Annotated in this window: 11 protein-coding genes; 7 read left to right on the top strand and 4 right to left on the bottom strand. The window is 75.5% G+C overall.

The window, feature by feature from the left end; all coding sequences use genetic code 11:
• Nucleotides 1-112: 112 nt before the first annotated feature.
• The 4 genes from amrb99_RS29970 (at nucleotide 113) to amrb99_RS29955 (ending at nucleotide 5,777) form a co-directional block, all read left to right on the top strand.
• Nucleotides 113-1,933 carry an ABC transporter ATP-binding protein gene (locus amrb99_RS29970; protein ID WP_347256920.1) on the top strand — a complete coding sequence of 607 codons (1,821 nt, stop codon included), beginning with the start codon at nucleotides 113-115 and terminating at the stop codon, nucleotides 1,931-1,933.
• Entirely contained in the window at nucleotides 1,930-3,711 is a 1,782-nt protein-coding gene (locus amrb99_RS29965; RefSeq protein ID WP_190862346.1) for an ABC transporter transmembrane domain-containing protein, read from the top strand. Before amrb99_RS29970 ends, amrb99_RS29965 begins: the two co-directional genes overlap by 4 nt.
• A gap of 473 nt (nucleotides 3,712-4,184) precedes the next feature.
• Nucleotides 4,185-5,252: a hypothetical protein gene (locus tag amrb99_RS29960; protein WP_241756066.1), complete on the top strand. Its 1,068-nt coding sequence runs from the start codon at nucleotides 4,185-4,187 to the stop codon at nucleotides 5,250-5,252.
• A 75-nt stretch (nucleotides 5,253-5,327) separates the two neighbouring features.
• Nucleotides 5,328-5,777, top strand: a complete 450-nt coding sequence (locus tag amrb99_RS29955) for a hypothetical protein (RefSeq protein ID WP_190862344.1) — start codon at nucleotides 5,328-5,330, stop codon at nucleotides 5,775-5,777.
• 12 nt (nucleotides 5,778-5,789) lie between these two features.
• On the opposite strand, the gene amrb99_RS29950 is transcribed toward amrb99_RS29955, so the two are convergent.
• Nucleotides 5,790-6,362 (bottom strand): 1-hydroxy-2-methyl-2-butenyl 4-diphosphate reductase, encoded by a 573-nt coding sequence (locus amrb99_RS29950; protein WP_190862342.1) that lies wholly within the window; start codon nucleotides 6,360-6,362, stop codon nucleotides 5,790-5,792.
• 78 nt (nucleotides 6,363-6,440) lie between these two features.
• On the opposite strand from amrb99_RS29950, the gene amrb99_RS29945 reads away from it, so the two are divergent.
• Both amrb99_RS29945 and amrb99_RS29940 read left to right on the top strand, forming a co-directional pair.
• Nucleotides 6,441-7,616: a winged helix DNA-binding domain-containing protein gene (locus tag amrb99_RS29945; RefSeq protein ID WP_190862340.1), complete on the top strand. Its 1,176-nt coding sequence runs from the start codon at nucleotides 6,441-6,443 to the stop codon at nucleotides 7,614-7,616.
• A gap of 154 nt (nucleotides 7,617-7,770) precedes the next feature.
• Entirely contained in the window at nucleotides 7,771-8,925 is a 1,155-nt protein-coding gene (locus tag amrb99_RS29940; protein WP_190862338.1) for an acyl-CoA dehydrogenase family protein, read from the top strand.
• A gap of 30 nt (nucleotides 8,926-8,955) precedes the next feature.
• Here amrb99_RS29940 and amrb99_RS29935 read toward each other — a convergent pair whose 3' ends face one another.
• Nucleotides 8,956-9,663, bottom strand: coding sequence for a hypothetical protein (locus amrb99_RS29935; RefSeq protein WP_190862336.1), 708 nt, complete (start codon nucleotides 9,661-9,663; stop codon nucleotides 8,956-8,958).
• A gap of 160 nt (nucleotides 9,664-9,823) precedes the next feature.
• Between amrb99_RS29935 and amrb99_RS29930 the strand changes: the two genes are divergently transcribed.
• Nucleotides 9,824-11,527 (top strand): CocE/NonD family hydrolase, encoded by a 1,704-nt coding sequence (locus tag amrb99_RS29930; protein WP_190862334.1) that lies wholly within the window; start codon nucleotides 9,824-9,826, stop codon nucleotides 11,525-11,527.
• A gap of 4 nt (nucleotides 11,528-11,531) precedes the next feature.
• On the opposite strand, the gene amrb99_RS29925 is transcribed toward amrb99_RS29930, so the two are convergent.
• Nucleotides 11,532-12,392 (bottom strand): hypothetical protein, encoded by an 861-nt coding sequence (locus amrb99_RS29925; RefSeq protein WP_190862326.1) that lies wholly within the window; start codon nucleotides 12,390-12,392, stop codon nucleotides 11,532-11,534.
• A 31-nt stretch (nucleotides 12,393-12,423) separates the two neighbouring features.
• On the bottom strand, nucleotides 12,424-13,200 hold the full coding sequence (gene hisF, locus amrb99_RS29920; protein WP_190862318.1) for an imidazole glycerol phosphate synthase subunit HisF: 777 nt from the start codon (nucleotides 13,198-13,200) through the stop codon (nucleotides 12,424-12,426).
• Nucleotides 13,201-13,208: the final 8 nt, after the last annotated feature.

The raw sequence follows: 13,208 nt of genomic DNA, 5'->3' as shown, positions 1-13,208 counted from the left end.
TGGTAGGGACTAGTCAGGCCCGCGGAACCCCCACATCCCCACACGCAGGGGGCATCACCGCGGGTCGCCGTGCCGTGATCGAGGAGTAACCGTGCCGCCTGCGTCCAGACGCGTGTCCCCCCATGTCCTGCGCGAAGGACTGCGGGTGCTGTGGGTCGCCGTCCGCGCCGAACCGCGGGTGTTCACCGTCTCGGTGATCGCCAGCGCGGTCTACGCGGCGATGACCGTCGCGACCGCCCAGGTGCTCGGCTGGGCGACCCAGACCGTCGTCCTCCCGGCGTTCCGGGAGGGGCGCACCACCGCCGGGGCGCTGTCCGGCGCCGCGGCGGCGATCATCGGGGTCGCGCTGCTGAAGTCGCTCGGCGTCGCGGGCCGCCGCTTCTACGCGGGGCTGATGCAGTACCGGATGCAGGCCGCCTACCGGCGGTCGGTGACCCGGCAGTATTTGCGGCTGCCGCTCGCCTGGCACCACCGGCACCCGACCGGGCAGCTGCTGTCCAACGCCAACGCCGACGTCGAGGCGGTGTGGGCGCCGATCGCGCCGCTGCCGATGGCCGTCGGCGTGGTGTTCATGCTGCTGATCGCCGCCGTGTCGATCCTGCTCACCGACGTCGCGATCGCCGCCGTCGGCTTCCTGATCTTCCCGGCGATCGCGCTGATCAACGTGGTGTACCAGCGCCGGCTCGCGCCCGTCGCGACCCGGGCGCAGCAGCTGCGCGCCGAGGTCAGCGAGGTCGCGCACGAGAGCTTCGAGGGCGGCCTGGTCGTCAAGACCCTCGGCCGCGAGGAGGCGGAGACCGAGCGGTTCCGGGAGCGGGCGCACGAGCTGCGCGACGCCAACATCGCGGTCGGCCGGATCCGCGGCCTGTTCGACCCCGTCCTGGAGGCGCTGCCGAACCTCGGCGTGCTCGCCGTCCTGCTGATCGGGTCGGTGCGGCTGGAGTCCGGCGCGATGACGGCCGGCGACCTGGTCCACGTCGCCTACCTGTTCACGCTGCTGTCGTGGCCGATCCGCGCGCTCGGCTGGGTGCTGGCGGAGGTGCCGCGCAGCGTCGTCGGCTGGCAGCGGGTCCGCGGCGTGCTGGACGCGACGGGCTCGCTGCCGTTCGGCGACGCGGCGCTCGGCGAGGACAAGGCCGCCGCGCTGGAGGTCCGCGACGTCCGGTTCGCCTACGAGGGCGCCGACGGCGACCGCGAGGTCCTGCACGACGTGTCGTTCACCGCCTCCCCCGGCCGGACCGTCGCGGTCGTCGGGCCGACCGGGTCCGGCAAGTCGACGCTCACCTCGCTGCTGGTCCGGCTGGTCGACCCGGCGGACGGGTCGGTCCTGCTGGACGGCGTGGACCTGCGGGACGTCCGCAAGGGCGGCGTCGCGGAGACCGCCGCGCTCGTCCCGCAGCAGACGTTCCTGTTCGACGACACCGTCCGCGGGAACGTGACACTCGGCCTGGACGTCCCCGACGAGCGCGTCTGGGAGGCGCTGCGGCTCGCGCAGGCCGACGGGTTCGTCGCGGCCCTCGCCGACGGGCTCGACACCCGCGTCGGCGAGCGCGGCGCGTCGCTGTCCGGCGGCCAGCGGCAGCGGCTCGCGCTGGCGCGCGCGCTGGTGCGGCGCCCCCGGCTGCTCGTCCTGGACGACGCGACGTCCAGCGTCGACCCGCAGGTGGAGGCGCGCATCCTGCACAGCCTGCGGGAGGCCCAGTCCCTGCGCGACGACGGCGGCGGCGCGACCGTCGTGGTCGTCGCCTACCGCAAGGCCACGATCGCGCTGGCCGACGAGGTCGTCTACCTCGACCACGGCCGGGTCACCGGGCGCGGCACCCACGCGGAGCTGCTGGAGACGTCCGAGGGGTACCGCGACCTCGTCAACGCCTACGAGCGGGCGGAAGCGGAACAGGAAGCGCTCGACGGCGGCGAGGAGGCCCTGGCGTGACGGTCATCGACGAGGCGGCGGCCACCGAGGGCGGCCTCAGCACGCTGCGGCGCGGCCTGCGCCTCAGCCCCGAGTTCCGGGCCGGGCTGGCGGGCACGCTGGTGCTGGCGCTGCTGTCCACGGCGGGCCGGGTGGTGGTGCCGATCGCCGTGCAGCAGACCATGGACAAGGGCCTGGACCGGGCCGGCGGCCCCGACATCGGCTTCATCCGCTCGGCGGTGCTGCTGTGCGCCGTCGCCGTGCTGCTCACGGCCCTGTGCGCGTACGCGATGAACGTCCGGCTGTACAAGACGTCCGAGGGCGGGCTCGCGGGGCTGCGCGTCAAGGCGTTCCGGCACGTCCACGACCTGTCGATGCTGACGCAGAGCGGCGAGCGGCGCGGCTCGCTGGTGTCGCGGGTGACGACGGACGTCGACCAGATCAGCAACTTCATGCAGTCCGGCGGGCTGATGTTCATCGTGTCGATCGGGCAGCTGCTCGTCGCGAGCGTGCTGATGCTCGTCTACTCGTGGCAGCTCGCGCTGCTGGTGTGGGCGGCGTTCCTGCCGCTGGCGTTCGCGCTGCGCCGCTTCCAGCGGCTCGTGTCCGCCCGGTACATGCAGGTGCGCGAGCGCATGGGCGACCTGCTCGCCGCGGTGAGCGAGTCGGTGGTGGGCGCGGCGGTCATCCGCGCGCACGCCTCCGAGGAGCGCACCGGGCGCCGCGTCGACGACACCGTCGACGCGTTCCGCAGCACGCAGACGCGCGCGCAGGCGATGGTCGCGCTGACGTTCCCGGTGAGCGAGCTGGTCGCGGCCATCGCGACCGGCGGCGTGGTCGTCGTCGGGACGCTGCTCGGCATCGGCGGCCACCTGACCGCCGGGGAGCTGGTCGCGTTCCTGTTCCTGGTCACCCTGTTCGTCAGCCCGATGCAGACGGCGACGGAGGTCCTCAACGACGCGCAGAACGCCATCGCCGGCTGGCGCCGCGTGCTGGGCGTCCTCGACACCGTCCCGGACGTCGCCGACCCCGGCGACGCCGGCGAGACCCTGCCGCGCGGCCCGATCGAGGTGCGGTTCGACTCCGTCGGGTTCGCCTACCCGGGCGGCCCGCCCGTCCTGCACGACGTGAACGCGACGATCGCGCCGCGCAGCCGCGTCGCGATCGTCGGGCAGACCGGGTCGGGCAAGACGACGTTCGCCAAGCTCCTCACCCGCCTCATGGACCCGGTGTCGGGGCGCGTCCTCGTCGACGGCGTGCCGCTGGACCGCGTCCGGTTCTCCTCGCTGCGCGAGCGGATCGTCATGGTCCCGCAGGACGGGTTCCTGTTCGACGCGTCCCTCGCCGACAACATCCGCTACGGCCGCCCGGACGCCACGGACGAGGACCTCGCCCTCGCGGTGACGGAACTGGGCCTCGCGGACTGGCTGGAAGGGCTCCCCCAGGGCCTGGACACCCCCGTCGGGCAGCGCGGCGAGTCCCTGTCGGCGGGCGAGCGGCAGCTCGTCGCGCTGGCCCGCGCCTACATCGCCGACCCGGACCTGCTCGTCCTGGACGAGGCGACCTCCGCCGTCGACCCGGCCACCGAGGTCCGCATCCAGCGGGCCCTGGACGGCGCGACCCGCGGCCGCACCGCGATCTCCATCGCGCACCGCCTGTCCACCGCCGAGGCCGCCGACGAGGTGATCGTCTTCGACGCGGGCCGCATCGTCCAGCGCGGCCCCCACGCCGACCTGGTCGCCCGCCCCGGCGTCTACGCCGACCTCCACGCCTCCTGGACAGCCCAACGCGACCTGTAAACCCCGGGAGGCCAAACCCCAACCCGCCTGGTCAGCGCCCCCGGCCCCGGCTGGCTCGAACCCCGGCCCCGGCAGGTTGAAGGCCAGCCACCTCACGGGCAGGCACGCGGAGCGAGCGCTAGCGAGCGCAGCGGGCCTGCCCGCCGGTTGAGGGGCTGTTTCGCGCGGAGCGCTAGCGGAGCGGGAAACAGCCCCTCAACCGTGACGGGGGTTCCAGGGGGTCGCCCCCTGGGAAAACACAGCTAAAGCACTTGCCCGTTATCTGTTCCGGTGCGCATTCTGCTGGGGTGAGCAACGAGGTCGTGTTGGAATCGGCGGGCACGCTGCGGGGTCAACTGCAGCGGGGGCTCGGTAGGGCCGCGCGGCGCGCGGCGGACAGGCCCGGCGCGGGCGAGTACGTCTATGACTGCATCCGGAGGGATCCGCGGTGGGATCGGCAATGTGAGGCCAGAGGGCTGTACTACGCCCGGTTGATGGTGGATCTGGAGTTGCCGGTGTGGCCGGTGGCGGAGCATCTGGCGGATCCGTCGGACCATGCGGACGGCGACGAGTGGCGGGTGCGGCTGGCGTTGGAGGTGCTGGGGCATCTGGTGCGGTTGAGCCGGCGGGAGGCGGCGGTGCCGCTGCGCCGGTACGCCGAGGAGGGCGCGCACTGGTTCGACGCGCTGGACGAGCTGGTGGAGCTGGGCGATCCGCGGTTGGCGGAGGGGCTGGACGAGCTGGTGGCGGCGCGGTGCGACGACGGTGACATCGGGTCGCTGGTGGCGGGTGGTCCGAATCCGGTGCTGGAGAGCTGGGCGGTGCGGCAGCCGCGGATAGCGGAGGCGCTGGCGCGGCGGCGGGAGGCGGGGCGGCCGCGGCGGCCGGTCGGCGCGGTGCCGGGCGGGGCGGAGCGGACGGACGCGGAGTTGCTGGAGCTGGCGCGGCGGCGGGACGACGGGGCGATCGCGGCGATCTTCGAGTTGGGGCGGAGGCGGACGCCGGCGCTGCTGGATCTGGCGGAGGAGCTGCTGCCGCAGCGGCCGAGCAGGTTCGGCGGCGCGGTGTGCCGGGCGCTGCGGGAGTACGGGCCGGAGGCGCTGCCGTGGGCGCGGGCGTGGGCCGCCGAGCGCGGCGGGTGCGCGTTCATGGGGATCAGCATGCTGGCGAGATACGGGACCCGGCAGGACGTCCCGCTGCTGATGGAGGAGTTGCGGGATGCGTTGGAGAAGCGGGAGTGGCAGGCCGCCGCGGGGCCGATCGAGGGGCTCGGGAGGCTCCGCGCCGGCGAGGCCGTCCCGCTGCTGAAGACCGCTTGGACAGAATCACCCTACGCTTTCCTCAGACCACGTATTGTGACCGCTTTGACCCGTACCGCTCCGCACACCGCCGAGTCGTACACGATCGAGGGCCTCTGGGACTGCCAGGAGGGCGTCCGCGCGGAGGCGGCCCGGTTCGCGCCGCTGACCGAGGAGACCCGGATCCGGCTGCAGCGGCTGCACCACGACGGCGCCGAGGACTCCGGCGTGCGGGCGGCGGCGGGCGCCCGTCTCGCCGTCTGAGCGCCCGCTGAACCCTTCCGGGCCCGCGCGCGTACCGCCCGTCGTACCGCGCATCTCATCCCGGGAGGACGGGCCATGGGCTCCACGCATCACCTCGGACGTGCGGCGGGGGTCTCCCGCGCCGGTCTGGCGCTGGCGGTCGCCGCCGTGCTGGCGCTGCCGCTGGCGGCGGGCTGCAGCGCCGCCGGGAAGTCCGGCGGGTCGGGCGACGCCGACCGGGCCGCCGCGCCGGCGAACCTCGACGAGCTGGCCGCGCGGACGGGCTGCAGCCTGGTCGGCCGCCGCAAGGCGCAGCAGTTGCAGCAGGGCAACTGCCGGAACTCGCGGGGCCAGTACGTGCTGGTGAGCTTCGACAGCGACCAGGACATGACGTCGTGGCTGGACGAGGCGAAGCCGTGGGGCGGGACGTACCTGGTGGGGACGCGCTGGGTGGCGGTGAGCACTCCCGCCACCCTGCAGTCGCTCCGCAAGGATCTGGGCGGGCACATCATGTCCGGCGAGATGCACGGGATGAGCCACTCCTGACGCGGGTTCCGCTCAGGTGAGCGCCGCGGCCCACCGTTCGAGGGCGGGTCCGGTGCGCGCGAGGACGCGCCGGGCGGCCAGGCCGCGGGTGACGGTGCCGGGCCGCAGCAGCGGGTGGCCGGGGCCGTCCACGACGACGCGGAGCGCCGCGACGGGGACGCCGTCCGGGAGCGACGCGGCGACGCGCGCCGACTCCATGTCGACGACGCGGGACCCGTCCGCCGCCCACACCCGCCGTTCCGCCTCGCGGACGATCCGGTCCGCGGTGACGAGCGGCCCGACGTGCGCGCGCAGGCCGTCCCCGGCGAGGCCGGCGGCCAGCGTCCGCGCGCCGGGGCACGGCACGGGCTTGCCGCCGCCGCGGATCTCGTCCGCCACCACCACGTCGCCGGGCGCGAGCCCGTCGTCGAGCGCGCCGCCGAACCCGACGACGGCGACGGCGCGGCAGCCGGGCAGCCGGGCGGCGTGCCGCGCGCGGTAGCCGACGACCACGGCGGGCGCGCGGGCGAGCCCGCGCCGGACCGCGCGGGCCTCCAGCCGCAGCGCCGCGCACACGACCAGGCCGGGCGCCTCGTCACCGGTCATCCGCCCAGTGCAGCACGGGCGCGGCGCAAGATCCAGCTCCCGGGTGCGCGGGGCGGTGCGCGCCCCTATGATTCGTTCATGCGTTCGATCAGCACGGCGGAGCGGCGGGCCAGGCTCGTCCGGCGGCACCGGCTGGCCCCGGAGGCCCGCACCGGCGATGTCGCGGAGATCGCCCGGTCGCTGGTGGTGCTGCACGCCACCGACCCGGCCACGGTGTTCCTGTCCGTCGCGGCCCGCAGCGACACGGCCGAGCCGTCCGACGTGGAGCGCGCCCTCTACGACGACCGGACGCTGCTGCGGATGCTGGCGATGCGCCGGACGATGTTCGTCGCGCCCGTCGACCTCGTCCCGGCCCTGCAGGCGTCCACCGCGTCCGCGCTCGCCGCCAAGCAGCGCCGGCGGTACGGGACCCTGATCGAGCGCGGCAGCGACATCACGGACGTCCCGGCCTGGTTCCGCCGGGTGGAGGACGCGACGCACCAGGCGCTGCTGGCGCGCGGTGAGGCGACCGGCGCGCAGCTCAGCGCGGCGGTGCCGGAGCTGCGCACCCAGGTCGACCCCGCGCCCGGGAAGGCGTACTCGCGGCCGACGGGCGTGACGACCTGGGTGCTGGTGACGCTCGGCTGCGAGGGGCTCATCGTGCGGGGCCGCCCGAACGGCGGCTGGACCAGCAGCCAGTACCGGTGGGCGCCGATCGAGACGTGGCTGCCCGGCGGCGTCCCGGAGGTCCCGGTGGACGAGGCGCGCGCCGAGGTCGTCCGGCGGTGGCTGCGCGCGTTCGGCCCGGCGCCGGTCGCCGACCTCAAGTGGTGGACGGGCTGGACGGCCGGGGAGGTCGGCAAGGCCCTCGCCCTCGTCGACACCGTGGAGGTCGACCTCGGCGGCGCGACCGGGCTCGTCCTCGCCGACGACCTGGAGCCCGATCCGCCGGCGGAGCCGTCGGTGGCGCTGCTGCCCGCGCTCGACGCCACCCCGATGGGCTGGCAGGAGCGCGGCTGGTTCCTCGGCGGCCACGGCCCGCTGCTGTTCGACCGCAGCGGCAACATCGGCCCGTCCGTCTGGTGGGACGGGCGGATCATCGGCGGCTGGGCGCAGCGCAAGGACGGCGAGGTCGCCGTCCGGCTGCTGGAGGACGCCGGCGCGGAGGCGGAGGCGGCCGTCGCGCGGGAGGCCGAGCGGATCGCCGCCTGGTACGGCGACGTCCGCGCGATCCCCCGCTTCCGCACCCCGCTGGAGAAGGAGCTCACCGCCTGACCGCGGCGCGCGCGATGAGGCCGGCGAGAGGCGAACGCGGGCGCGGAAGGTTGACCACGCTCGGGCGCTTTTGTTCCCGGAACCAAACCGAACAAAGCGGAGACCATTTCCGCTCTGCCCGCGACGTGGGCTCTGATCAGCCATGATGTGGGGCATGCCCGCAGATCGCATGCTCCCCTCGCCCGAGGCGGCGGACGTGGTCGCGCTCGCCCGTGACATCGCCCGCCGCGAGCTGGCGCCGCGCGCCGCGCCCGCCGAGGAGGCCGGCGCCTTCCCGCGCGAGATCTTCCGGATGCTGGGCCGCGCCGGGCTGCTCGGCCTGCCCTACCCGCCCGACCTCGGCGGCGGCGGACAGCCCTACGAGGTGTACCTGCAGGTGCTGGAGGAGATCGCCGCGGTGTGGGCGTCGGTCGCGGTCGGCGTCAGCGTGCACACGCTGTCGTGCTTCCCGCTGTACGCCTGCGGCACCGACGTGCAGCGCAAGCAGCTGCCCGAGCTGCTGGAGGGCGACCTGCTCGGCGGGTACGCGCTGGCGGAGGAGCACGCGGGGCCGGACGCGGCGGGGCTCAGCACGCTCGCGGTGCCGGACGGCGACGGCTACCGGATCACCGGCACCAAGACGTGGATCACGCACGGCGGCGAGGCCGACTTCTACGTGCTGTTCGCCCGCGCGACCGGCGACCCGGGCGGCCTGACCTGCTTCCTCGTGGAGGGCCGCATGGACGGCCTGGAGTTCGGGCCGCCCGAGCGGAAGATGGCCCTCACCGCGTCCACCACGGCCAGGCTGCACTTCGACGGCGCGTGGGTGCCCGAGGACTGGCGGATCTCCGACGAGGGCTGCGGATACCCGATCGCGGCGGCGGCGCTGGACGCCGGGCGGCTCGGCATCGCCGCGTGCGCCGTCGGCCTCGCCCAGGGCGCGCTCGACCACGCCGTCCGGTACGCGGCGGGGCGCGGCCAGTTCGGCCGCCCGGTCATCGCCAACCAGGGGATCGCGTTCCTGCTCGCCGACATGGCCGCCGCCGTGGAGACGGCCCGCGCCTGCTACCTGGAGGCGGCCCGGCGCAAGGACCGCGGGCTGCCGTTCGCGCGGCAGGCGTCCATCGCCAAGCTCGCCGCGACCGACGCGGCGATGCGGGTGACGGCGGACGCGGTGCAGGTGCTGGGCGGCGACGGCTACACCCGCGACCATCCGGTGGAACGGTACATGCGGGAGGCGAAGGTGCTGCAGATCTTCGAGGGCGCCAACCAGATCCAGCGGATGGTGATCGGCCGCCACCTCGCCCGCGACGCCGGCTACGCCTGCTGACCCGGCCGGCCCGTCACGCCCGCCGGGCCGTCACGCGCGCCGGCCCGGCGGGTCCGGGGCGCCGAGCCGCGCCCGCTGGTCGGCGCGGCTGCGGCGGGTCAGCGTCAGGACGAACCCGGCCGCGGCGGCGACGCAGGCGGCGAGCACCGCGAGGAATGCCAGCCCGGTGTAGAACCCGGCGGTGCCGTCCGGCGCCACCAGCAGGGGCCCGTCGGTGCCCCGGCAGGTCAGCACGGCCGCCCCGGTCACCGGCGCGGTCAGCGAGGCGGTGTAGCGATAGCCGGGCCGGTCGGCCGCGCTCCAGGAGTTCTTGCGGGTCAGCCGGACGCGGCCGCGCTCCCCGCCCTGCACGCCGCCCTGCACGCCGCCCTGCACGCCGCCCTGCACGCCGCCCTGCACGCCGCCCTGCACGCCGCCCTGCACGCCGCCCTGCACGCCGCCCTGCACGCCGCCGTGCTCGACGGCGCATCCAAACGGCGCCGTGCCGTCCCGCCGCACGTAGAGGAAGTAGGTGCGGCCCGCCTTCAGCCGCACGGGGACGCCGGACGCCGCGTCGCCCGACACGGCCGGCCCGGCACCGGCGCCGGTGTCGCCCCGCGCCAGCGCGAGCGTCGTGAACAGGCCCGCGGCGGCCAGCACCACCAGCGCGACCGGCACCGCGTACCAGCCCGCGGCGGGACGGACGGGCGGCGTGCTCCAGGCCGGGGCGGGCGGCGCCGGCCCCTCCGGAGCGTTCACTCGCGGCCACATCCCGGTCCCCCCGATCCGAACGTCACCGTGTCGTGCCGCCACCTTTCCAGACCGCGGACCCGCACGTCAGGGACTTGGTGAGGGCGCCGAGGTGTCGGCCGGGCGCGAGCGGTTACCTTACTAGGCAGTAGCAACCGTGGGAGGTCGCATGGCCCTCAGGGACCGCCTGCCGGCCCCGCCGATCCGCGTGCGCCGCCCGCGCGGGCTGCCCCGCTCGCCGCTGCCGCGGTACACGGTCGAGCGGGACCTGCCGGTGACGATGCCGGACGGCGTGACGCTGCTCGCCGACCGCTACGTCCCGGTCGGGGTGCGGCGGCCGCCCACCATCCTCGTGCGCACTCCCTACGGACGGCGAGGTCCCGCCGCACTGGCCAACGGCCTGCCCTTCGTTCCGTTCGGTTTCCAGCTGGTCGTGCAGAGCGCGCGCGGGACGTTCGGTTCCGGGGGCGAGTTCGACCCGCTCGGCGGCGAACGCGAGGACGGCCTCGCCACCGTCGCGTGGCTGAAGGAGCAGCCGTGGTTCGGCGGGTCGTTCGCCACCTACGGCGCCAGCTACCTCGGCTACTCCGCCTGGGCGATCGCCGCCGAGGCCGGACCGGAGCTGAAGGCGATGTCGCTGCAGATCACCGCGTCGTCGTTCCGGGACGCCGCCTACGTCGGCGGGTCGTTCGCGCTGGAGTCCACCCTCACCTGGACGGACCTCACGCACCGGCAGCAGCAGCCGTTCGGGCTGCTCACCGCGTCGCTGCTGTCGCGCCGCCGCGCCGTCCGCGCCGCCCGGTCCGGCCGCCCCCTCGCCGAGCTGGACGTGGCGACCGGCGGCCGGCGGATGCGGTTCTACCAGGACCTGCTCACCAACCACGGCACGGACGCGGGCTACTGGGACGGCCGCGACTTCAGCGGCACCGTCGGCGAGGTCGAGGCGCCCGTCACCCTGCTCGGCGGCTGGTACGACGTGTTCCTGCCGTGGGAGATCAGGGACTACCTGGCGCTGCGCTCCGCCGGGCACCGCCCGTACCTCACCATCGGCCCCTGGTGGCACACCGACGCCCGGCACGGGCTGGTGTCGTTCCGCGAGACGCTCGCCTGGTTCCGCGCGCACCTGCGCGGCGACCCGTCCGGGCTGCGCGCCGACCCCGTCCGGCTGTACGTCACCGGCGCCCGCGAGTGGCGGCACTACGCCGACTGGCCGCCGCCCGGCACCCGGCAGGAGCGCTGGCACCTGCACCCCGGCCGCGGCCTCGGCCCCGACGGCCCGCGGCCGTCCGAGCCGAGCCGGTACCGGTTCGACCCGGGCGACCCGACGCCCGCGCTCGGCGGCCCGACCCTGCTCGGCAGCTCCCGCCCCGTCGACAACCGCCCGCTGGAGCGGCGCCCGGACGTGCTGTCGTTCACCTCGCCGCCGCTCACCGAGCCGCTCGACGTGATCGGCCCGATCGGCGCCGACCTGTTCGTCCGGTCCGACCGCGAGCACACCGACTTCGTCGTCCGGCTCTGCGACGTCGCCCCGGACGGGACGTCCCGGAACGTGTGCGAGGGCGGGCTGCGGCTTCCGGCGTTCGCCGAGAAGCCGGTCGGCACGGCGGGCGTGCGGCGCATCGCGGTCGACCTGTGGCCGGCCGGGCACCGCTTCGCGCGCGGCCACCGCGTCCGCGTGCACGTGGCCAGCGGCGCCCACCCGAAGGTCGCGGCGAACCCCGGCACCGGGGAGCCGCTCGCCACCGCGAGCCGCATGGTCCCGGCGGACCAGGAGGTCTTCCACGACCCGGACCACCCGTCCGCGATCATCCTGCCGATCACCGGCCGGTCCCCGGAGTCGGCGGTGCCCGCGCCCGAGGAGGAGCCCGGCTAGGGCGTCACAGCCGCGCCGCGACGGCCTTGGCGAAGCGGGCGTCGCCGCCGGGGGCGTGTTCGAGGTAGAGGGCGGGCTCGGTGAGCTCCAGCTCGATCAGGAGCGGGTCGCCGCCGGGGCCCGGGATCAGGTCGACGCGGGCGTAGAGAAGGTCGCGGCCGCCCGGGACGGCGTCGAGGACGCGGTGGGCGAGGTCCAGCTCGGCGTCGGTCGCGGTGGTGGCGGTGACCTTGCCGCGGGTCTCGCCGAGGCCGGCGAGGCCCTCGACGCCGGCGCCGGGGTTGAGGACGCGCGCCTTGCGGGCCGCGTGGCTGTACTCGCCGCCGAGGAAGACCAGGGCGGTCTCGCCCGCCGTGTCGACGGCCTCCAGGTACGGCTGGAGCATGACGGTGCGGTCGGCGTCCCGCAGCTCGCGCAGGTGGGCGCGGGCGGCGTCCTCCTCGCCCGGGCCCCAGCGGGCCGTGTCGCGCGAGCCGGACGACACCGACGGCTTCAGCACGTACTCGGGCCAGTCGGCGGGGATGCCGTCGGGGTCCCAGCGGGTCGGGACGACCGGGACGCCCGCGGCCGCCAGGTCGCGCAGGTAGCGCTTGTCGGTGTTCCAGCGCAGCACGTCCGCCGGGTTGAGGACGCGCGGGAGGCTCTCCGCCCAGGCCAGGAACTCCTCGCGCCGGTCGGTGTAGTCCCAGGTGGACCGGACGACGACGAGGTCGTAGCGGGACCAGTGGACGGCCAGGTCGTCCCAGACGGCGATGTCGGCGGCGACGCCGAGGCCGGTGAGGGCGGCGGCGAGCATCCGCGCGTCGTCGCTGCCCTCGGGCAGGTGGGCGCAGGTGGCCAGGGCGCACAGGGGTGAGGCGGTCAACGGGGGTCCTTCTCGCGGGCGGGGGGGTGGGTCAGCGGACGGGGGCGCCCGCGGCGCGCAGCGCGTCCTTCACCTCGGAGATCGTCATCTCGCCGAAGTGGAAGACGCTGGCGGCCAACACCGCGTCGGCGCCCGCGGCGACGGCGGGCGCGAAGTGCTCCACGGCGCCCGCGCCGCCGCTGGCGATGACGGGCACGGTGACGGCCTCGCGGACGCGGCGCAGCATCTCCAGGTCGAAGCCGGCCTTGGTGCCGTCGGCGTCCATCGAGTTCAGCAGGATCTCGCCGACGCCGAGCTCCTGGCCGCGCCGGGCCCACTCGACGGCGTCGATGCCGGTGCCCTTGCGGCCGCCGTGCGTCGTCACCTCGAAGCCCGAGGGGGTGCCCTGCCCGTCCGGGAGCACGGCGCGGCGGGCGTCCACCGACAGCACGACGCACTGCGACCCGAACCGGTGCGCGGCCTCCCGCAGGAACTCCGGCCGCGCGATCGCCGCGGTGTTGATCGACACCTTGTCGGCGCCCGCGCGCAGCAGCCGGTCGACGTCGTCGACGGTGCGGACGCCGCCGCCGACCGTCAGCGGGATGAACACCTGCTCGGCGGTGCGGCGCACCACGTCGTAGGTGGTGGAGCGGTCCGCGCTGGACGCGGTGATGTCCAGGAACGTCAGCTCGTCGGCGCCCTCGGCGTCGTAGCGGCGGGCCAGCTCGACGGGGTCGCCGGCGTCCCGCAGGTTCTGGAAGTTGACGCCCTTGACGACGCGCCCGGCGTCGACGTCCAGGCAGGGGATGACCCGTACGGCGACGGTCACTTCACGGC

It is taken from the genome of Actinomadura sp. RB99 (genome assembly GCF_014706005.1).
Taxonomy (GTDB): Bacteria; Actinomycetota; Actinomycetes; order Streptosporangiales; family Streptosporangiaceae; genus Spirillospora.
The sequence above is the reverse complement of the archived record's forward strand: the minus strand, read 5'-3'. Positions and strand labels throughout refer to the sequence as shown.

Excerpts from the sequence above, each read along its gene's own strand:
- amrb99_RS29960 (WP_241756066.1), top strand. The coding sequence starts at position 4,185 with ATGGTGGATCTGGAGTTGCCGGTGTGGCCGGTGGCGGAGCATCTGGCG.
- amrb99_RS29955 (WP_190862344.1), top strand. The coding sequence starts at position 5,328 with ATGGGCTCCACGCATCACCTCGGACGTGCGGCGGGGGTCTCCCGCGCC.
- amrb99_RS29950 (WP_190862342.1), bottom strand. The coding sequence starts at position 6,362 with ATGACCGGTGACGAGGCGCCCGGCCTGGTCGTGTGCGCGGCGCTGCGG.
- amrb99_RS29945 (WP_190862340.1), top strand. The coding sequence starts at position 6,441 with ATGCGTTCGATCAGCACGGCGGAGCGGCGGGCCAGGCTCGTCCGGCGG.
- amrb99_RS29940 (WP_190862338.1), top strand. The coding sequence starts at position 7,771 with ATGCCCGCAGATCGCATGCTCCCCTCGCCCGAGGCGGCGGACGTGGTC.
- amrb99_RS29930 (WP_190862334.1), top strand. The coding sequence starts at position 9,824 with ATGGCCCTCAGGGACCGCCTGCCGGCCCCGCCGATCCGCGTGCGCCGC.